This window comes from Microcoleus sp. Pol1C5 (genome assembly GCF_036701115.1).
Lineage (GTDB): Bacteria > Cyanobacteriota > Cyanobacteriia > Cyanobacteriales > Microcoleaceae > Microcoleus.
In genome coordinates this window covers 1-21447 of sequence record NZ_JAUBQE010000078.1, presented here as the reverse complement: position 1 = coordinate 21447, position 21447 = coordinate 1, and the positions used below count along the sequence as shown (strand labels likewise).

The 21447-nt window shown below is 45.4% G+C and carries 17 protein-coding genes; 6 read left to right on the top strand and 11 right to left on the bottom strand.

The features are described from left to right. Positions 1-74 precede the first annotated feature (74 nt). The 6 genes from QUA23_RS28605 to petC all read right to left on the bottom strand — a co-directional run bounded on the left by QUA23_RS28605 (position 75) and on the right by petC (position 5217). A complete protein-coding gene (locus QUA23_RS28605; RefSeq protein WP_333055292.1) occupies positions 75-557 on the bottom strand; it encodes a hypothetical protein in 483 nt (160 codons plus the stop codon). Between the two features lie 51 nt (positions 558-608). Then, positions 609-1661: an FAD-dependent oxidoreductase gene (locus tag QUA23_RS28600; RefSeq protein WP_333078733.1), complete on the bottom strand. Its 1053-nt coding sequence runs from the start codon at positions 1659-1661 to the stop codon at positions 609-611. Positions 1662-1997: 336 nt separating this feature from the next. After that, positions 1998-2444 (bottom strand): photosystem II protein PsbQ, encoded by a 447-nt coding sequence (gene psbQ / locus QUA23_RS28595; RefSeq protein WP_333078734.1) that lies wholly within the window; start codon positions 2442-2444, stop codon positions 1998-2000. Between the two features lie 111 nt (positions 2445-2555). Further along, positions 2556-3407, bottom strand: a complete 852-nt coding sequence (locus QUA23_RS28590) for an alpha/beta fold hydrolase (RefSeq protein WP_333078735.1) — start codon at positions 3405-3407, stop codon at positions 2556-2558. Between the two features lie 105 nt (positions 3408-3512). Next, positions 3513-4502 carry a cytochrome f gene (gene petA, locus QUA23_RS28585; protein ID WP_333078736.1) on the bottom strand — a complete coding sequence of 330 codons (990 nt, stop codon included), beginning with the start codon at positions 4500-4502 and terminating at the stop codon, positions 3513-3515. Positions 4503-4674: 172 nt separating this feature from the next. After that, positions 4675-5217, bottom strand: a complete 543-nt coding sequence (petC, locus tag QUA23_RS28580; protein WP_333044068.1) for a cytochrome b6-f complex iron-sulfur subunit — start codon at positions 5215-5217, stop codon at positions 4675-4677. Between the two features lie 214 nt (positions 5218-5431). Between petC and QUA23_RS28575 the strand changes: the two genes are divergently transcribed. Both QUA23_RS28575 and QUA23_RS28570 read left to right on the top strand, forming a co-directional pair. Then, on the top strand, positions 5432-5749 hold the full coding sequence (locus tag QUA23_RS28575; RefSeq protein WP_190661639.1) for a DUF3067 family protein: 318 nt from the start codon (positions 5432-5434) through the stop codon (positions 5747-5749). A 411-nt stretch (positions 5750-6160) separates the two neighbouring features. After that, positions 6161-6469: a carbon dioxide-concentrating mechanism protein CcmK gene (locus QUA23_RS28570; protein WP_006631236.1), complete on the top strand. Its 309-nt coding sequence runs from the start codon at positions 6161-6163 to the stop codon at positions 6467-6469. 116 nt (positions 6470-6585) lie between these two features. Here the strand turns inward: QUA23_RS28570 and tatC are convergent, their stop codons facing one another. The 3 genes from tatC to QUA23_RS28555 form a co-directional block, all read right to left on the bottom strand. Further along, entirely contained in the window at positions 6586-7431 is an 846-nt protein-coding gene (gene tatC, locus QUA23_RS28565) for a twin-arginine translocase subunit TatC (RefSeq protein ID WP_333078737.1), read from the bottom strand. A 183-nt stretch (positions 7432-7614) separates the two neighbouring features. Beyond that, positions 7615-8559 (bottom strand): NAD(P)-dependent alcohol dehydrogenase, encoded by a 945-nt coding sequence (locus QUA23_RS28560; protein ID WP_333078738.1) that lies wholly within the window; start codon positions 8557-8559, stop codon positions 7615-7617. Positions 8560-8736: 177 nt separating this feature from the next. After that, positions 8737-10911 (bottom strand): EAL domain-containing protein, encoded by a 2175-nt coding sequence (locus QUA23_RS28555; RefSeq protein WP_333093941.1) that lies wholly within the window; start codon positions 10909-10911, stop codon positions 8737-8739. A gap of 245 nt (positions 10912-11156) precedes the next feature. Here QUA23_RS28555 and QUA23_RS28550 point away from each other — a divergent pair, with 245 nt between their 5' ends. The 4 genes from QUA23_RS28550 to QUA23_RS28535 all read left to right on the top strand — a co-directional run bounded on the left by QUA23_RS28550 (position 11157) and on the right by QUA23_RS28535 (position 18895). Beyond that, entirely contained in the window at positions 11157-15401 is a 4245-nt protein-coding gene (locus tag QUA23_RS28550) for a PAS domain S-box protein (protein ID WP_333078740.1), read from the top strand. Between the two features lie 358 nt (positions 15402-15759). Beyond that, complete coding sequence (locus tag QUA23_RS28545) at positions 15760-16518, top strand: SDR family oxidoreductase (RefSeq protein WP_333078741.1); 759 nt, start codon at positions 15760-15762, stop codon at positions 16516-16518. A gap of 136 nt (positions 16519-16654) precedes the next feature. Next, entirely contained in the window at positions 16655-17752 is a 1098-nt protein-coding gene (locus tag QUA23_RS28540) for a DJ-1/PfpI/YhbO family deglycase/protease (RefSeq protein ID WP_333078742.1), read from the top strand. Positions 17753-18190: 438 nt separating this feature from the next. After that, a complete protein-coding gene (locus QUA23_RS28535; RefSeq protein WP_333078743.1) occupies positions 18191-18895 on the top strand; it encodes a rhomboid family intramembrane serine protease in 705 nt (234 codons plus the stop codon). Positions 18896-19054: 159 nt separating this feature from the next. On the opposite strand, the gene QUA23_RS28530 is transcribed toward QUA23_RS28535, so the two are convergent. Continuing rightward, complete coding sequence (locus QUA23_RS28530) at positions 19055-19585, bottom strand: hypothetical protein (RefSeq protein WP_333078744.1); 531 nt, start codon at positions 19583-19585, stop codon at positions 19055-19057. Between the two features lie 218 nt (positions 19586-19803). Beyond that, the coding region (locus tag QUA23_RS28525) for an Ig-like domain-containing protein (RefSeq protein WP_445243530.1) at positions 19804-21447 on the bottom strand (1644 nt) is incomplete at its 5' end.

The window sequence follows — 21447 nt, the reverse complement described above, 5'->3', positions numbered from 1 at the left end:
TTATGTTGAGCGTGGGCGGGCAATAGCGCGCTCGAACTTTTTTGAGTTTTTTGGACTTATTCAGCAAGCCCTATTTAGGCGTTAGCTGAGAGGAAAGGAATGCTTTCGGCTAAGTTATCCTTAACTTCAATTCCCTGTTTCCTCGCCCAAAACTGGCTCAAAAAGTGAATTTGTCGCAAGCCGACAACTAAATTTAAACCAGGTACAAAAATCCACCAAACTGTTAGCGGTTCTTTGATTCCTTCTTGCCGGTACAATTCGTTAACGGTCTTGTAAAGTTTGAACTGCACGATGTAAATCCAAGCAATACCTAGCAAGGAAAACCAACCAAACCATCCGGGAACGTCAGGGTCGAATATCCGCAAAGCTTGAGGGACGGCTACTCCTAAAACAAAGGGAAGCAAGCAAAGGGTTCCCGACCAACCGCTGCCGTTATAGCGACGCAATTCTTCTTGAATAATCCATTTGTACCATCCGTAATATAGCAGCAAGCTGACTCCAGACAGCAAAATTACTCGCCACAAAGAGCGCGGTTTACCTAAAGGTTTGTCGGACATATTTAAATGTAAGATATGAATGGCTGTCTTGATTGTATTAACATTTGTTAATTATTGCAAAATCATTTCTCGAATCGATCGCGCTGTTGCAGGGGCCAGCAGAACACCGTTGCGATAGTGACCGCTGGCGATGAGAACGCGATCGTTACCTGGAAGCGTCTCGATAATTGGGGCCGGCCGCCCTTCCGGCCGCGGGCGCAATCCCGACCATTTCCTGATGATTTCAGCTTCTACTAAGGCCGGACAAAGTGATCTCGCCCTTGCCATCACTTGCGCCAACATATCAGCATTCGCCTGAATTTCCCCGCCATTTTCGGAAAACTCGACCGTCGCCCCCACCCAAAATTCCCGATCGCCCAAAGGCACAATGTGAACGTCATCGCAAGTAATAACTGGCGTAAAATCAGGGTTTCCTAAAGGATTGGCCGATCGCAAATGCAGCGCTTGTCCCAACACGGGGCGAATGTCAACCAACTGATTTAAAGATGCAGTCACAGCAGCAGATCCCAAACCAGCCGCCACAATTAGTCGATCGAACTCCAAACTAGCAGCAATCTCCGCTACTTCAACGGGCACGCCAAACTCAAAAATCACCCCATTTCGTTCAGCAGCATCAATCAAAGCCAAAGTTAGCGCCGTCGGATCGACTTGCCGGTCTTGAGGTGAATAAATCGCAGCAATAATGCGATCGTTTAAAGAGAGATGAGGGCAGCGATCGCGCACACGTTCCACATCCCAAAGTTCCAATTGCCAACCTTGAGAACGGCGAGTTGCTATCAAATTTTCCCACTTAATTAAATCCTCTCCCTCGGAACAAAGCATTAAAATTCCTTGTTTGTTAAAAGGAATTTTTCGCCCCGTAACTGCTTCCAATTCGGGAATCAAAGTTTCGTAACGCTGAAGGCTGGTTTCCCTCAACTGCCAATTTCGACCCTTAGTTTTGTGGCTGATAACTCCCATCAAAACACCGAGTGCCGCGCCAGTAGAAGCTTGTGCCGGGGGCTGTTTGTCGAACACAGTAACTTTCAGTTCGGGAAATTGACTTAGTTCAAAGGCGATCGAGGCGCCAATAATACCGCAACCAATAATTGCAACGCGAATCATTCAATTTTAGATTTTATATTTTATATTTTAGATTTTATATTTTAAATCTGATAGAAGTTTTTTGTAGGGTTCTCAGCGCAAAGCGTGTCAAATTAACAGTAAAATCCTCTGTTTTTATCCTTTGTCTCGAAGTCTCGCTCCCCCTAAATCCCCCTTAATAAGGGGGACTTTGAATGCTCTGCCCCCCTTTTTAAGGTGGAGTTTGAATACTCTTGTCCCGCTCTTACTAAGGGGGGGTTAGGGGGAATCTAGACTCGACTACAAGCGATATTTATTATGGGTTTCAGTCTTAATTTGACACCCATCAACTGCCAAACCTACAAACCCCTAAAGCTATTAAGCTTTAGGAATTAGCTGCAAGAAGGTATCGAAATCATTGACAGCTTTTTGATAGCTAGCCGTGACTTTTGCATAGTCAAGCTCTTTAGCAGCAAGATCAATGTTAACCAAATCGGTAAACAAACTTTTAGTTAAATCAACCGCTTGTTGTTGAGAACTAGGCAACAAACTCGCAGAGACGGTTTTCATGGTGTTCCGCAAGTCGCCTAGAGGCCCGTGAATGTAAGTTCTGGTATCAACCCAATTCCGTTTTTGAATTAAGGTTCCCAGTTTATCCATGCGCGATCGGAACTCTGTCAGAGTAGGAACATAGCGCTGAATTTGCTGGGTCTGGGCTGCTGTGTAGGTCGTTGGAACTTTTGCTTCTTCGACACTGCTGCAACTAACCAGAAATGCCATCAAAAACGCCATCATCAAGGCAAAAATTGAACGGGGACGAGTCATATCGATTTTAGATTTTAGATTTTAGATTTCTCGTTCTCAGGAAGAGGCTGGGAATGCAGCTCGGCGAGGAGCTGGTTCACTGACCTAGCACCGAGAGTTATGTACAAAATATTATTTTACCTCCTGGCGGCGCAGAAAAGTGATAACAGCATTGCCAACTTTTTCTGACCAATGTTCTTGAGGATAATGCCCCGCTTGTTCCAGTGTGACTAACTCTGCATTTTGCAGGGAACCGACTAGCTTTTGAACTGGTTCAACACTCAGCCAGGGATCTGTCAAACCCCAGACAAATAAAGTTGGTCGAGTCCATCCTTTCAAGCCGGATTCAATTTCGGCCATTGACTGTGGCAATTGAATATTGCGGACAGTATTCATGAGCGATCGACCTGCATCCGAACTCTTCAAAAACGGGCGGCGGTAAACATCTAAATCCTTGTCTGATATTGTCTGGCGGCTGCCACCTTCGAGAGTTCTGTCAACCAAAAGCGGGTCTTGCGTCATCATGTCGCCAATAAAAGGCAGTCCCAACTGCTGCATTTTCCAAGGTAATTTTATATCAGGTGACACTGGTGTATTTATGATGGCTAGACGCTCAATTTTATCGGGATTGCGTAAAGCATATTGAATGCCGGCTGAAGCTAAAAATCCTTGGACAACGAGGGAAAAGCGGTCTAATTCTATAGCTTGAATAAAACCAGCGAGGGCGTCCACAAAAGCATCGGGAGTGTAGGCAAAGTCGCGCTTGTCTGGTTTTGTCGATCGCCCGTAACCCACCCAATCTGGGGCGATCGATCTAAATCCCTGGGCAGCCAAATCCGGCATAATTACAGTCCAGGTAAAACTCTGGGACGGCAAACCGTGCAGCAGCAGTACGGGCGGTTTAGCAGTTTCGTTAACCGGATTTGTTTCCCGATAAAACCATTTCAGCGGGCCTACTTCAACTATCTTCTCATCAATTAACATTATTTTACTGGTTATTTATCAAAGAATAAGGCGGGGAATACCCGCCCTACTTACCTAATAGTTGGGTGTGCACCGATCGCCTTACCCAACTAATTACAGCCGCACTTAGAAATTCATTTCAGCAGCTTGAACTTTTTCGACCTGTTTCTTCTTGAGAACCAGCATAATTTGAGCCAGCATGGTCAAAGCCACGAAAGCCATCAATCCTTTAACTCGATCGGCACTTTGCAGCACAATCTCCACATCTTTTTGACCGAAGCCGCCCACATTAGGATTGTTCGTCAAAAGTTCGCCTGCTGCAACTGTTTGTCCTTCGGAAACAATCAGTTCTGGGCCTGCGGGAATCGTATCAACAACGGCTGCACCTTCGGCAGGTTGAATTGTCACTTGATAACCGCCATCTTCCTGTTGAGCAATCTTAGAAACGCTACCAGCTACCGAAGCATTGTAAACAGTATTATTGCTCTTTTCGCCAGTAGGATAAACCTGACCGCGGCCGCGGTTGCCACCAACATAAATTTGGTATTTGCCGTAGTGAACGGACTTGTCAGTTTCCGGATTCGGCGACAAAACTGGGAATACCAATTCTTTGTACTGTTCTCCCGGTACTGGGCCCACTAAAACAATATTTTCTTGGGTTTCGCTGTAAGGTTGGAAGTAAAGATCGCCGACTTTTTCCTTCATTTCTTCGGGAATTCTGTCAGCGGGAGCAATTTTGAAACCCTCGGGCAACATCACTACAGCGCCTACATTCAAGCCGCTTTTGCTGCCGTCGCCGCCAACTTGTTGAACGTTAGTATCGTAGGGAACTTTGACAATAGCTTCAAACACCGTATCTGGCAAAACAGATTGCGGTACTTCAACTTCAGTCGGTTTTGCACCGAGGTGACAGTTAGCGCAAACGATCCGGCCTGTTGCTTCGCGGGGAGTAGCGGGTGCTGTTTGCTGAGCCCAGAAAGGGTAAGCAAATGCTGCTTGGGGAAGTGCGATGTCGCTGGTGAGGAAAAATGCTGCGGCTGCGATCGCAATTAAGGCAGTTTTCGCGATCGTCCTGGCACTGCGGCGAAATATCGCAGATAAATTAGTTTGTGGCATTAGAGTATTCAATCTCAAAGGTCAGACAATTTTGGATTTTGGATTTTGGATTTTGGATTTTGGATTTTGGATTTTGGATTTTGGATTATTAGACTGCTTTAGGGATGCACTTATCTGTGGTTTTCACCATTCACCCCCTATCTAAAATCTCAAATCTAAAATCCAAAATAGTTTAAGACCACCAAGGTGCTTCGCCGGTGCGGAAATCTGTTTCTTTCCAAGTTGTAAAAGCGATCTTGTCATCTGCGACAGTGGCGTGGGCCAGGGCCAGAGACAAAGGCGCGGGGCCGCGCACCACTTTGCCCTCATTGTTGTATTGAGAACCGTGGCAAGGACAGATAAACTTGTTTTCGCTAACATTCCAAGGCACGACGCAACCCAAGTGAGTGCAGACTGCATTGATGCCGTAGTCGGCGATAGATTGGTCTTCTTTCACCACAACATAGGTGGGGTCGCCTTTGAGACCTTGGGCTAAGGTACGATCGCCCGCAGGGTGCGAAGCCAAATATTCGCTAACGATGATGTCGTTACCCAAAGCATCTTTAGCTGTCACTCCGCCGCCAACTGCCCCACTCGCCGGAGGAACAAAATATTGGACAACGGGATAGAGTGCGCCCAGTGCCACACCTGTGACTGTACCGAACGTCAGCAAATTCATAAATTGGCGACGCCCCATATCGGGAACATCGGGATTTCCAGCAGAAGATTGAGCCATGACCTGCCTTTACGGTTTTAAGTTACGTTTGTTTGTTAGCTGTTAGCGAACCTGTACGTGCAGAGGAAGGAGGATAATTGCCGTTAATCTGCTCGCACAAATTTTAGGCCGCGAAAATTCCTTTTAAGAATGCGCCTTCCAGCCTTTATTAGAGTATTATTACATTTTTTGAACTTTGTCTTTTATTGTTTAATGGATTAACTCAGGAGCAACCATGACGGGCAAGGATTTACACCAGCTACTGCTAGAAAAATGGGGAAAGTCTTACGATATCAGATTGCGGCGAACACGGGGCAAGATTTTTGTGCAAGTTATGTGGAAATATTTAGAACAGGCATCTTTTCCGATGACGGAGGCTGATTATTTCGAGCATTTGGATGCGGTGGCCAATTACCTCAACGGCTGGGGGAGCACAGAACAGGTGAGAGAATACATCGTCACTACTCGCGATCGCCCCCGCTTGGGTAAAGCTGTCAGCGTTCCTCTAGATTTGGGTGAAAGAGCCTCGGAGTGGTTGCTAGACGAGTTTTGAATCACTCAGTCGATTTTAGATTTTAGATTTTAGATTTTAGATTGACTCCACAGCCGGGATCTGGGAGAGTTCCCTAAAGTTTTGTGTCGCGCCGCGGCTGGATTAGTTGAGCCCACAGTCCCGAAAATCGATCGGCGAGCTTGTCATACGACTTGCTGCTGGTGAGAAACTAAACTGTGGCGCATCTAATTTGCACAGTTGTTTTGATTCAAAGTCTTGTGTGGCAGGCTTTGCTGCGCGCCCCCAACTGTGGGATTTAAATGCCGCAACAGTTTCTGGGGCTTTTTAGGGGCTTTTTAAATTTTGGGCGATCGGACTTCTAGCTTACCAAAATCATCGGAACCAATTTCTGTCAACAATTTCACATACAATGAGTGTCAGATATCTTGTGAAATTTAGGAGAATGTTGTAATGGGTGTTGCACTGGGAATGGTTGAAGTCTTAGGATTTCCCGCTGCAGTAGAAGTTGCGGACTCAATGGTGAAAGCAGCCCGTGTTACTTTAGTTCGCTATGAGAAAATAACCCGCGCCTACTGGACAATTATAGTGCGAGGAGATGTTTCTGAAGTGCAAGCAGCCGTTGCTGCTGGAATTGAATCAGTTAAAAAGGTCGATGGCGGAAAGTTGCTATCGTATCACATAATTGCTCGTCCCCACGAGAATCTGGATTACGTTTTGCCGATCGGCTACACTCCCGAAGTAGAACAGTTCCGAATGTAGTCAAAGTTTTGACAAAACTTTGGTGTTGAATTTTAACTTTTAGTAATTATAGAGGCGCGGGCGATCGCGTCTCTATATTTTTTTGCGGCGAGTTTAGCGATCTTTCTGTGGAGTTTTTAGCGCCCTAAAAGCTTTACCAAACCAACCCCGCCAAAATATAAGCTCAGCACCGCACCTCCTAAAAGACTTTGCGTTAAAGGGTCAGTAGAAGGCGTTAAAACCGCTCCCAAAACTGCTGCTCCCAAGACTACATACCGCCAGCCGGAGAGCATTTGGTTGGAAGAAACTATGCCCAAAACGCCGAGCAATACTTGGAGAATCGGGATTTGAAAAGCTAAGCCGGTGCTGAACATTAACAGCAGCACAAATTTAAAGTATTTGTCGATCGACCACAACTGCTCTACAACATCCGCTCCATAGGTAACAAAGAAGTTGAGCGCCGCCGGAATCAGAGCGATGTAAGCAAAGACTAACCCGCCCAAAAATAGGAAACTCGAACCGAAAAACACCGGCCCCAGCAACCTGCGTTCTTTCCGAGTCAAACCGGGGAGAACAAACAGCGCTATCTGGTAAAAAATAAACGGAGTGGCGATCAGCAAACCGCTGTATCCGGCAACTTCGATAGAAACAAAGAAATACTCGCCGGGAGCTAGTTGCAGAAACTTGACGGGCCCGGCCGGTACTTCTAGCAGTTGCACGATGGGTTTAACTGTGAAAAAACAACCGATTACAGCGATTACTACTGCAATTAGCGAGTAGAAAAGTCGCATACGCAATTCTTCTAAATGCTCGAACAAAGACATCTCAACTTCGTCGGGAAGTTCGTCGAGAAATTCGTTTTCTAAGTTGCGGGAACCCATCGCACCGTCTACGATTGGTGCAATGCTGTTTTCGGAGCTAATTGCTTCGAGGTTGTTGTCGGAACCTTGTTCGGATGTCTCCAAGTTTGAGGGAGCAGTCATAGGGAATGGGTAATTGGTAATGGGTAATTGGAAATTGGTAATTAATTGGAAATTGGAAATTGAGAATAGTTATTTCATATTTGCTCCGACTTCCTTCTTCATTCTTTATTCTGACTTCAGCAGCAGAAGGAACGATCGATAATTAATCCCTGTAGCGGTGTCAAAACCCGTGTCGTGCCTTCATTATTCAATCACGATCGCAATTTTGCCGATCGCGCGGCCGGTTTCGCTGTAAGCGTGGGCTGCTGCTACTTCTGCTAAGCTGTAAGTGCGATCGACAATCGGCTCAACTTTATCGGATTCTATTAACTCCCGCAAAGCCCCTAAATCGCTGGGGTTGGCATTGGCTAGAATGAATTTAGCTTTTTTACCCGATATAAACCAGCTCGTTAACATCGGTGCGAGGTTCTCGAAACTTGGCAAAGTCGATATATAAATTCCCTCTGGTTGCAGCACTTTTTCGCATTCAGCAAATGTTTTTGTCCCGACAGCATCTAAAATTATATCATATTTATCGGTTTGTTGAGTAAAGTCAATTTCTTCGTAATCCAGGACAGAATCGGCTCCCAAACTCTTGACCAATTCTCTATTTTTAGCACTGCAAACTCCCGTTACTTCCGCATTCATTGCTTTCGCAACTTGCACGGAAAAAGTGCCGACTCCGCCGGAAGCGCCGTTAATCAATACTTTGTTTCCTGCTTGAATTTGACCCAAATCCCTGAGCGATTGCAAAGCAGTTAAACCTGCGATCGGTACTGCTGCTGCTTCTGCATGAGTGATGTTTTTCGGTTTAATTGCTGCATCCGATTCTGCCACGACAGCGTATTCGGCGCAAGCACCCCCACTGATGGGACTTAAGAAGGTATAAACTTCATCTCCGGGTTGAAATTTGGTGACTTCCCGGCCGACTTCCACGACAACTCCCGATATGTCAGAACCGACTATTCGAGGAAAGTTAAATCCTGTTAATAGTTGCAGGTGTCCTTGCCGGATTTTCCAGTCTACAGGATTGACACTGCTAGCGCGCACTCGCACTAACAATTCGTTGGGTTTGGCGATCGGCTTTTCCAACTCTCGGTATTGCAATTCCTCGGCTGAACCGTAGCGATCGAACGCAACTGCTTTCATGGCCAATTTTCCGGTTTATTTCCAATACAACACTCAATCCTTTACAATTACAGCACATTCGATCTAAATGTGACACAGTAAATTGAGCTAGCCTTGTAGCAGCGGGCGATCGACTCTTGGAGACCTCTAGACAGGACGCAGGCGTGAGGCAATGGGTTCGCTGGCCCAGTGCGATCGCTAGCGATTAAAATTAATAGGGACTGGGCGGGCGATCCCATAACCCTGAGCATAATCTACTCCAATCTCCCGCAATTTTTCTAAGATAGCCTCGTCTTCGACAAACTCAGCTATAGTTTCAAGATTCATCGCATGGGCTATACGATTAAAGCCTTCAACCAGCGCTTGAGAAATCAAATTATGACTAATATTCTTGACAAAAGCACCATCAATTTTTAGATAATCCACTGGTAAATTAAGCAGATAAGCAAAGGAACTCAACCCACTGCCAAAATCATCTAAAGCAAAGCGACAGCCAATTTTTTTGAGTTCGCTCATGAAATATCTGGCTTGCTCAAAATTTGCGATCGCTGCGGTTTCCGTGATTTCAAAACCAATGCTTTGTGGAGGAACTTGGTAGCGAAAAAATTGTTCGATTAAAAACCTCAGAAACTGATTGTTACTAATGCTAGCCCCAGAAAGATTTATCGTATACAAGCCTTGACTAAGAACATCTTTCTCCGGCAATTTGTGATAATTAGAGAAAAAAGCCTCGATTACCCAACAATCGATATCAGTTATCAAGCCGTAACGCTCGGCGGCGGGAATAAATTCATTTGGAGAGACTATTTTTCCATTTTCGTCCAGCATTCTGAGCAAAATCTCATAATGCTCTACTAATGGTTTAGAGGTAATAGAGACAATCTTTTGGTAATAGAGAGAAAAACGATTGGTTTCCAACGCTCGGCTGATTTTGGAAATCAACTGCCTCTCACCACGTTGTTTAATGAGTTCGTTATCATCTAGACTATAAATATGAACACAGTTGCGGCCTCTGGCTTTGGCGGCATAACAAGCTGCATCAGCAGCTCCCAGCAGCTCCCTCAAATCTTGGCTGTTTTGGTCAATAGCAACAACTCCAATGCTGACTCCGATGATAAAGGTTTGGCCATTCCAAATAAACCGAAACTGATGCACTATATCTTTGACATTTTCCGCCATCTGGGCTGCTTGAGAGAGCGAACATTGAGTGAGCAAAATGCCAAATTCATCACCTCCCAAGCGAGCCAGCATATCATTAGCACGGACTCCCTGTTGAATAAGTGCGGTGATTTGGCGCAGTAGCTCATCGCCAGCAATATGACCTACGGTATCGTTAACGACTTTGAACTGATCTAAATCTAAATAACAGAGAGCGTGCTGGTGATTGCTATCTTTAACAGAGGCGATCGCCTCAACTAAATGTTGCTCAAATCTTCTACGGTTAATTAACCCCGTTAGCGCATCGTGATTGGCTTCCCAAGAGAGTTTATGCGTGAGATAGCGCGATTCAGTAACATCATGAAAGACGATGACTGCCCCGATAATTTGACCTTGGCGGTCTCGAATCGGTGCTGCCGAGTCAGCAATGGGATACTCTGTTCCATCATGGGCAATCAAAATAGTATTGTTAGCTAAGCCCACAATTTGCTCCTCTAATAGAGCCTTGTCTATAGGGTTCTCTACTGGCTCTCGCGTTACTTGATCGACAATTAGGAAGACTGTAGAGAAAGGAACTCCTTGAACCTCATGAGTCTTCCAGCCTGTCAGTCGCTCAGCTATAGGATTGAAATATCTCACATTACCTTGGGCATCTGTAGTAATGACGCCATCGCCAATTGATTGCAGTGTCACTTGAGCCAATTCTTTTTCGGCAAATAGAGACTCTTCCAGACGTTGCCGTTCTGCAATTTCGTTCAACAAACGTATATTCTGCTTTTGGAGTCTTTGTTGCAGCCGTCGGATAGTTAGGTGGGTTTCGACACGAGCTAATACTTCTTCGACTTGAAATGGCTTAGCAATATAATCCACCCCTCCAGCAGCCAGCCCTTGCACCTTATTAAAAGTTTCATTTAGCGCACTCAAAAAAATTATTGGAATCTCTGCAGTGCGCTCGTCAGATTTTAATTGTCGGCAAACTTCATAGCCATCTATATCTGGCAACTTAATATCTAGTAAAATTAACTCCGTCGATGGAGATTGGGCGGCTCGGATCGCCATTGCCCCTGTTATAGCACTGCGAACTTTATAACCCTCTTCCCTTAAAGTATCCCTGAGAAGACGCAGGTTATCAGGCAAATCATCAACAATTAAAATATTGCCTCGGTAGTTTGTATCTCGATCGCTAACTCTATCGCTAGTTCTATCAACAATCATACTCATTTCCCTAGTTTCCTGCTAGAGGAATATAAACATATGCACAAATAGTATAGTTTAACTATTCGCTTAAAAAAGCCACATTACCCACAAAGAAGTCCTGCGATCCCGGAGATATGGAGCTGGCAAGGGGGGGCAACCATACAAAATATGAATAGTTCGGTTAGAGGCAGCCCCCCCGTGGTTACTCTTCTTCGCTTCGCCTAACATCAGAAGAAGAGTGTTTCAACCCAAGCAGCCGATTTATGAACAAGCGCATTACTCACATGGCAAGTCTACTCGTCATTGCGAGCGGATGTCTAGTGCTGCTGGGTTGGCAATTTGACATCTCCCTACTCAAAAGTGGTTTTCCCGGTATGACTTCGACCATGAAAGCAAACACGGCAATTTGCTTTTTGCTGGCTGGAGTGTCTTTGAGATTGTTGCAGTACCAAAGAACCCGACTGCACAATCGCATCGCTCAAGGGATGGCAGGATCCATAATCATCATCGGTTTGCTGACGCTGAGCCAGTATATTTTTGGTTGGAAGCTGGGTATTGATGAGTGGCTTTTCCGAGATTTCGTGTCTTCAGCGACTCATTATCCGGGAAGAATGGGAGTAAATACCGCCCTAAATTTTGTGCTCATGGGACTAGCACTGTTACTGTTAGGGCAAAATTCCCAACGGGACACTTGGTTGGCTCAGATTTTTAGTAGTGTTGCAGCGTTAATTTCTCTACTAGCTTTATTTGGATACCTATTTAATGTCGATATTCTTGAACGGTTGGTCATAATTACGACGACTCAACCCCTAAACACGATCGCCACCTTTTTCATCCTCTATGGAGGAATTTTATTGCTCCGCCCTAACAAAGGATTAATGCAAGTAGTAACCAGTCCCCTGGTAGGCGGAGTAATGGTTCGGTGGTTGCTGCCTTGGGGGACAATCTTTCCAGTGACACTGAACTGGTTCACTCTTCAGGGACAAAATTTAGGCTGGTATAACGCTAATTTTGGCTATACATTGCGTTCAACTGTTATGGTTGTCACGTTCTCAATTCTCATCTTGGGGACGGCTCGCTTTTTAAACCAGATAGATTACAAGCGCCAGCAAGCCGAAGCAGAAATTAAAAAACTTAACGAAACTTTAGAAGTTCTTGTGGCTGAACGAACAGATGATTTACAAAAATCGCAGGCTCGTTTTGCGGGAATTCTAGAAATCGCCAATGATGCAATTATTTCAGTCGATCGCACTCAACGCATTACCCTGTTTAATCAAGGGGCAGAAAAGATGTTTGGCTATAAAATGGAGGATATTTTAGGGGAGCCACTGAATTTACTGCTGCCAGAACAGTTTAGAGATGCACATCCGCAGCATATCAAACAATTTGCACACTCTTCTACCAGAGCGCGAAGGATGGGAGAACGAGGCGAGATTTTGGGTCGTCGTCGAGATGGAACGCAGTTTTCGGCTGAAGCCTCTATTTCTAAGCTGGAAATGAGAGACGAAACGGTATTTACTGTTATTATGCGCGATATTAGCGATCGCAAGCAAGTAGAAGCATCACTGGCTCACATGGCAGCGATTGTGGAATACTCTGGTGAGGCAGTTATTAGCAAGTCATTAGACGGCATCATTTTAACCTGGAACAATGCAGCAGAAAAAATCTTTGGCTACAAGGCTGAAGAAATCATAGGACAATCGATTGTCATTCTAATTCCCTCCAATATTACCTACGAAGAACAGGACATCCTAGGAAAGATTCGACAAGGAGAAACGGTTGAAAACTATGAAACCGTGCGTGTCCGAAAAGATGGACAGCTTATCCACATATCTTGTACCATATCACCTCTGAAAAACACAACAGGCAAAATTACTGGGTGTTCTGTAATTAAACGCGACATCACCGATCGCAAACGAGCTGAAATAAATCGCCAACAAATTGAGATGGCTTTACGAAACAGTGAAGAGCAGTTTCGCCATGCGTTTGAAGATGCCTCTATCGGGATGGCGCTCGTTTCACTTGATGGGCACTGGATTAAAGTCAATCCTGCCTTATGTCAGATTCTTGGCTACTCCTCAGAAGAGTTGTTAGCGTTAACTTTCCAAGACATTACCCATCCTGACGATTTAGAAGGGGATCTTAATTATGCACATCAACTATTAGCAGGAACAATTTCAACTTACCAAATGGAAAAACGGTGTTTCCATAAACAAGGACATATTATTTGGATTATTCTTGATGTCTCGCTAGTACAAGATGGACAGGGAAATCCACTGCATTTTATTGCTCAGATCCAAGACATTACCGCTCGAAAAGAAGCTCAAAAGACGCTAGAGCTTCAAAGCGTTATCATGAATAACATGGCAGGAGGGGTGTGTTTAATCAAAGCCTCAGACCTCACGATCGTCTACACCAATCCTACCTTTGACACTATGTTTGGCTACACAGAGGACGAACTCGCAGGTCAACCCCTTGGTGTCTTGAATTATGTCGATACCAATTTTACACCAGATGTAGCCGTTCTAGATATCGTCACTCAAATTGGACAGACCGGCGAAGCGAAATATGAAGTCCACAATAGAAAGAAAGATGGAACTCTCTTTTGGTGCAGAGTTCATACATCCAGGTTTGAGCATCCTGAATACGGAACTGTATATGTTGCCGTTCAGGAGGACGCAACAGAGCTAAAACTGGCTGAGCAAGCCTTGCAAGCTACCACAAATCGCCTCAATTTTCTTCTAAACTACAGCCCCGTGGTCATTTCTAGCAGTAAACCTGTTGGCGATTATGGAGCCACATTCATCAGCGAAAATATCAAAGATATATTGGGCTACGAAAGCAGCGAGTTTTTAGAAGATTCTAAATTTTGGGTGAATCACTTACACCCAGATGATGTAGAACCCGTGCTTAATGACTTACCAAATGTATTGGTTAATGATTTTTATTTACACGAATACCGTTTTCGTCGCTCCGATGGGGTTTATCGCTGGATGCTCAGTCAGCTTAGGCTAATTCGAGATAATTCAGGTACACCAGTAGAAATCTTGGGATATTTAATTGACATTAGCGATCGCAAACAAGCTGAGTTGGAATTTCACCAGGCAAATGAAGCAAACCAAGCCAAGACTGTCTTCCTCGCCAACATGAGCCACGAACTCCGCACCCCCCTGAACTCAATTTTGGGCTTCACGCAATTGATGAGCTATGAGAGAAATCTGGCTCCTTCTATTCAAGAACGTTTACAAATTGTCAATCGCAGCGGTAGACATTTATTGGACTTGATTAACGATATTTTAGATTTATCCAAAATAGAGAGCGGACGGATGACACTCAATCTTTCTGACTTTGATTTGACAAATTTGCTGGCTTCTATTGAAGAAATGTTCCAAGTTAAAGTTCAATCTAAAGAATTGCAACTAATTTTCGATCTAGCTCCCAACATTCCTAGATTCGTGCATAGCGACGAGAAAAAACTCTACCAAGTCTTCGTCAATCTGCTCGGTAATGCGATTAAGTTTACCAACAAAGGAAGCGTCACCCTACGGGTAAGAGCAACACAAAGAGACACAACATCCTGTCACCTATGTTTTGAAGTTGAAGATACAGGCGTGGGAATTGCCCCCACAGAAATTGATAGTCTATTTAAGGTATTTGTGCAAGCCCAAGCTGGGAATAATTTGAGTCAAGGGAGTGGGCTTGGTTTAGCCATCAGTCAAAAACTCGTCAAACTCATGGGCGGTCAAATTCGCGTTAAAAGCACTTTGCACCGAGGTAGCACTTTTTCGTTTGAGATTCCTGTACAGTTACCTCAAGCAGACTCCTTACCCCCAGAATTAATAAATCAAAGAGTAATTGGTTTAGCTGCCGGACAACCGACTTACCGCATTCTTATTGTTGAAGATTTAGAAGAAGATCGTCGCTTGTTAGTCGAGTTCCTTACCTCGGTTGGTTTTGAGGCGAGAGAAGCAAAACAGGGAGTGGAGGCACTCTCGCTGTGGGAGAGTTGGCGGCCGCACCTGATTCTGATGGATTTGCGAATGCCGATCGTGGATGGCTATACAGCTAGTAAATATATTAGAGAACGCCCTCAGACCCAAGAAACTGTCATTATTGCTTTAACTGCCAGTATTTTTGAAGAGCGAGAGAAAGTTGTTATGGCTGGCTTTAACGACTTTATAAGCAAGCCATTTCAGCAGAGAGACATCTTTGACAAAATCGCTAAATATTTACCAGTGCAATATATCTACGAAGTCGTAGAACAAACTCCACAAAAACAATTAGTTGAAACGGTGTCTGGAGAAGATATATCCATGATGTCCCCTCAGTGGTTAGAACAAATGTATCACGCCGCTTACTATCTCGATACCGAAGTTATGAATGAATTAATTGTACAAATTCCCGAATCCAAAGCAAGTTTGGCTCAAGCACTAACCGAGTATATCAATAATTTTAATTCTGACCGAATTATGGAGTTAATTCGACCTCTGCTGCCGAATCCACTGTAGTTATAGCGGTTCTCAAGTAAATGAGGTACGTAGTTGGGCTTTAGCCCTCTTCTTTAGTCGTTATATAAGTTGCCAGTCATACCTCATCTACCTGAGAAGAGCTATGTCGAGTTTAAGGACAAAAAAGCTATAGTGCTTTCAGCAGTAGCTATATTTCCAATAGAAACCCACATGGAAAAGGATTTGGAAGTTTTTGGAGGGATCTATTGCAAATATCCATTAGCTTGAAAAAATGGCATACACATTGGATGTAATGTGCTGTATCATATAGCAATTCTATTTCGTATGTGAAGGAGATTTATTCTTTTTAAATGCAGAGGGTGTTGAGGGGGCAGAGAAAGAGAAAAGAGATAGAGAAATGATTGATTTAACCGGAAAGGTAATTTTAGTAACTGGTGGCTCGAAAGGGATTGGTGCAGTGACGGTGCGGACTCTGGTTAATGCTGGGGCCGAGGTGATTTTGCATTACTTTCGCAGTCAGAAAGAAGCTGAAGCGATCGCAGCAAGTGTTGCGCGCGATCGCTGTTATTTATTGGCAGCGGATTTGAGGGTGAAAAACGCGGCCTCGACTTTGTGGCAAGATGCTTTAAAATGGCGCGGTCATATTGATATTTTAGTTAATAATGCGGGGATTATGCAGTCAGCGGGTATAGAGGACGAGTTCGATATTTGGTCTTCAGCTTGGCAACAAACTCTACAAGTAAATTTAGTTGCCGTTGCCGATTTGTGCCGCGAATCTCTCCTGCATTTTCAAACTCGCCGAGTCGGTACAATTATTAATATAGCAAGTCGCGCTGCTTTTCGCGGCGATGACCCGAATTATCTGCACTACGCCGCTTCTAAAGGTGCTATTGTTGCTTTAACTCGCAGCATTGCTAGAGGGTTTGCGGCTGATAATATTTTGGCATTTACAGTTGCACCGGGATTTGTCAGTACAGAAATGTCTAACCAGTTTATTCAGGAGTTCGGTGAAGCTGATATTATTCGCGATATCCCGATCGGCAAAATCGCTCCTCCTCAAGATGTTGCCAATGTTATCGCGTTTTTAGCGTCGGGTTTAGCTGCACACGCTACCGGGACTACGATCGACATTAATGGAGCCTCTTACGTGCATTGAGACAGTTCTGTAAAATACCTCTCAAGGCTCACGCTGATATCTTTTAAAACCAACTAATTTATCACTTTAGCAAGACGCTAAAAACATCATAAATGACTTAATGTTAGATGAAAAGACAATCTGAGGAAAGTTGATTATGACAACAGATAACGGCACCAACACCAAACGAGTTGCCATACTCATCGAAAATGGAGTAGAAGATTCGGAATTTTTAGTTCCTTACAACGCCTTAAAACAAGCAAACTTTGATGTAGTTGTCCTCGGTTCGCGGACAAACGAAAAGTATGCAGGGAAACAAGGAAAAGTTGCTCAGCAAGCTGACGGAACTACCACTGAAGCAGTACCTGCAGAATTCGATGCAGTGATAATTCCCGGCGGTATGGCTCCCGATATGATGCGGACTAATCCCAATACAGTACGTTTTGTACGAGAAGCATTTGAGCAAGGAAAAATCGTCGCTGCTGTGTGCCACGGCCCGCAAGTTTTGATTGAAGCCGACTTGCTGAAAGGCAAAAATGCGACGGGTTTCTTGGCAATTAAAACAGACATGATTAATGCCGGAGCTAACTACATTAACGAAGCTTTAGTAGTTGACGGCAACTTGATTACTTCCCGCCAACCGGGAGATTTAGCAATATTTACCACGGCAATTATGGCTCGCCTCGGTTACGGCGGAAAAGAAGTCGGTTTGCCAGAAGAAACTGACACAAATGCAGAATGGTGGAAATTAGCTAATGGTTGGGGAGGTTCGACACAAGGCGACATTGTTAAAGGTTTGAATACCGCCCTTGCAGGGGAACGCTATGCTTGCGAAGCATTTGAAAATTATGCGGAAAAAACCCAAGATAGCGATTTGCGATCGCTCTTGAGAGAAATGATTCAAAACAAACAGAACCACATCCTCGCTCTCGAAAAACGCCTCAACGATTTCGGTGAAAAACCCTCAATTCCTGCCCAAATTGCTGACAAATACGCTAAATTAAAAGCTTCGATGCAAGGAACCGATGAAACGTTCTTACTGCGGAGCACTCTAGGTGACTTGCAAACCGGTGTTGTCGATATCAACAACCTGCGGGTGAAGTTCACAGATCCCGTATCAACTGCAATTTTGACAGAGATAGAATCGGATTTGTCCAAGTGTGAGCAAGTCGTTGCTAAACTCTACCGCGCCCGTGCAGTTTCCCAGGAAATTAAGTCGCCTAAACCTTCGACTAGCCCCGCTGTAAAAATTTAATCAGCAAGGGGATAAATAAGTTTGTAGTTTTGTTGAGATGTGAAAACCCGTACCAATATCGCAACTACAAACTTGATCTGCAATCATACAATATACGCCTTGGCGGTAAAATAAAACCCAACACTAAAAAGCAGATATTCAACTAACTGCAAGGTGGAGGGTTTTATTAAATGGGTTTTATTTTTGTTTCAGCGGGAGAGGGCGGTTTTGATGGAAGCTTGCGGCACCAGGATTCATCCGTGCAGAAATAAAAAATATAGTATCCGATAACCAGCCCCCTGATACATCCGTCAAGTCACTTTCTTCAATTCTAAAATCTAAAATCTAAAATCTAAAATCTAAAATCGATTGCCTTCTTCCCTCTTCCTTTAGACAGGAGACACCTGGGCTATAAATGCGCTACTGTGTTGCCAATATTTTGATGAGGAAAAAAAGGCTGTGGTTCCCTTACGCGATGACAATCCCATTACTATCACTCCCTACGTCACCTACGGGCTGATTGCCGCAAACATATTAGTATTTTTGTACGAACTCAGTTTGGGCGATCGAGAATTAACCCAATTCTTCTACTCTTGGGCCGTAATTCCTTGCCAGTTAAGCAATATGTGTGGTGTTGCTGTGCCAGTTTCGCCATTTCCCGAATGGACGACACTGATTAGCTCCCAATTCCTGCACGCAGGCTTTCTCCATATTGCCGGAAATATGTTATTTCTGTGGATTTTTGGCAACAACGTAGAAGACCGTTTAGGACACGTCAAATTTATAATATTTTACCTTACTTGCGGCGTTTTAGCATCACTAACTCAGTGGTTTTTTTCCTCAACATCTGCCATTCCGTCCCTAGGTGCTAGCGGCGCGATCGCAGGCGTGATGGGAGCTTACATTCTCAGATATCCCCAAGCCAAAGTTCTGACACTGCTACCCTTGGGAATTTTTATTACCACCGTCAGAGTCCCCGCTTTCTTCTTTCTAGGATTTTGGTTTGCACAGCAAGCATTGAGCGGCCTGGCTTCCTTGAATGCCCCGGCAAGTGTCGGCATGGAATCCGGGGGAGTTGCCTACTGGGCACACGCTGGCGGCTTTGTTTTCGGCGCTATTCTCGGCCCTTTGTTGGGACTTTTTTCTGAGGACAACCAGATTTAATTTTTTACCGCAGATGAACGCAGGCCTGTAGGGTGCGTCAGCTCGATCGCCCCAAAGGCTAAGGTAAACGCTTTGGGCTGACGCACCCTACAATACTTTATACGGTCAGTGTGCAGGCGGATTGTTAGCCGACTTTAGCTTTAGCTGCCAGCAGTGAGTTCACGCATATGCAAACTCTGGGCGTACTCGCCTTATTACCCTAGATACATCACTGATTACTTTGCCACAATGCTGCACGAACGTATCGTTCACTTCAACTAACGTCGATACCTCTGACACGTCAGCCTCGAAGAAAAAAGACTCGTCTGGTAGTTTTATTCTAAAAGGTAATGATTTTGCCTTCGCGACAAGAGCATCGTAACTTCTGCCGCGTCCATGTTTTAGTACATTGACAGCTAGGCAGAGATTATCAAAGCATTCTTTTAGTTCTTGCTCTCCTTCATCCTCCAATATTTTCTTGGCTTCAGAAAATCCATTGCTACAGCTCAATCCCTTTTGCAAATTTGCTTCAAAAATGGAAAACATACCGACAGCAAAGATCGCCTTTTGAAGCTGCACCATCTGAAGAGTCTTCACAAGTGAAGTCGAACCGCTTGTTTGAAGCCCTTCAATAGTTCTATCGTTTGCCTCTCTTAATGCATTAAGAGTAAACGCTGCGCATCTATCAACAAGTTCAGTAAAGCTGGGCATGTCGAATCCAGAAGTGTAGTGTTTTAATCGGTCACTCGCGCATAGATGTCGGCTAACGTTTCTGGTCAGCGGCGACGAACCACTTTTTGAGATTATAAATCATTTTTTGAACGTCCGCTGCATCAGTTTGTAGCTGTAGGGTGCGTCAGCTCGATCGCTTCCAGCAGCAAGGGAAACGCTGCGGGCTGACGCACCCTACAATACTAATGACTTCGTTTCTAGATAAAAGTAAAGTCAAATTCCGAAAGAGAAGAAACCCCAGTTACACCATTTAACTTCGCCAAAATGCGAGAATCGGCGCCACTGAGGTTATTGCCATTGCCGTCATAAATGATGTAAGTATTGCCGCCGGAATCGTAGGCAAACAAGAAAGCACTTCCTCCCAGAATATTTGCAGAAACCGTTGTCTGCACATTCAGCAGAACTTGGGTGTTACCGCTGAGATTCGCAAATCCGGGGGCAAAATTAAACTGATCGGCGATCGGCACACCGAGACCGTTAAAATCAGTAATCACATCGTATCCGCCCGCGGCGATCGCAGCCTCGATCGCAGCCGAAGAAGCCGCATCAAAGGCAGGCCCACCTTGTGCAGGGCTGGTATAGCGGAATTGATTGCTGCCGCCGCCCCCCGTCATGGTATCTGCGCCGAGACCCCCTACGAGCACGTCGTTATCCAAATCGCCGTTAATCGTATCGTTGCCACCTTGACCGTCAATAGTATCGCTGCCCGCCAAACCGTTCAAATTGTCTGGCAAGGAACCCCCAACCAAATTGTTAGGCCCGCTATCAGCCGGCAAGATTTGGACGGTGATAGTACCTACGCCCGGAATTGTCCCGAATCCGTCGCTGACGCTGTAGGTGAAAGCAGTTGTACCCGCTACGTTGCCGGGGATGAATTGCACTTGAGAGACAAGATTTACAGCTATCCCCAGTTGCGGTGTGCTGACATTGATAATGCTGAGCGTCCCTTTTTGCGGGCTGGAATCGTTCGCCAGTACGTCGATAAAAGTGGGCAGCAAATTATTCGTATTGGTAAATACGATGCCGTCATCCACAACAATTGGCGGCAGGAGAGTTGGAACAGTTACGGAGGTATCGAAAGAATTAATGTTAATTGCGACTGACGCTGCTGCCGTGCCGCCTTGGTCGTCAGCTACGCTGTAGCTGAAAGAACCGGCTTGCCCGATCACATTTGTTCCAGGTTGAAATTTCAGCCCAAGTAAATCCTGAACGGTTAACTTTTGGTTCACCGTGACGGGACTCGTACCCGTAATTACCTGACCAAAAGTAGGATTGGGAAGTCCGACTACCGCGATCGACAGTGGCTGTCCCTCCGGGTCGCTGGGCGCCGAAATGCTTAGAGACAGAGGCAAATTCTGCAAACCTGTTACCGTCTTGCCCGCTTCCACGATCGGTGGCTGGTTAGGAGTCGGAGATGTAAAACTCGGCGGAGTCGGCCCGCCACCCAAAGGCGGAGGAGTTGGGGGCGCCGCAGTTGGAGTCGGGACGATCGAAGGGCTCGGACTCGGAGTTGTCCCGCCGGCAGTCGGAGTCGGACTCGGACTCGGACTCGGAACCTGTGTCGGTAATGTCCCCGCTGGGGGAGTTGGACTCGGACTTGGACTCGGTGCCGGAGTTGGATTCGGAGTTGTCCCCGGGCTTGGACTCGGTGCCGGAGTTGGATTCGGAGTTGTCCCCGGGCTTGGACTCGGTGCCGGAGTTGGATTCGGAGTTGTCCCCGGGCTTGGACTCGGTGCCGGAGTTGGATTCGGAGTTGTCCCCGGGCTTGGACTCGGTGCCGGAGTTGGATTCGGAGTTGTCCCCGGGCTTGGACTCGGTGCCGGAGTTGGATTCGGAGTTGT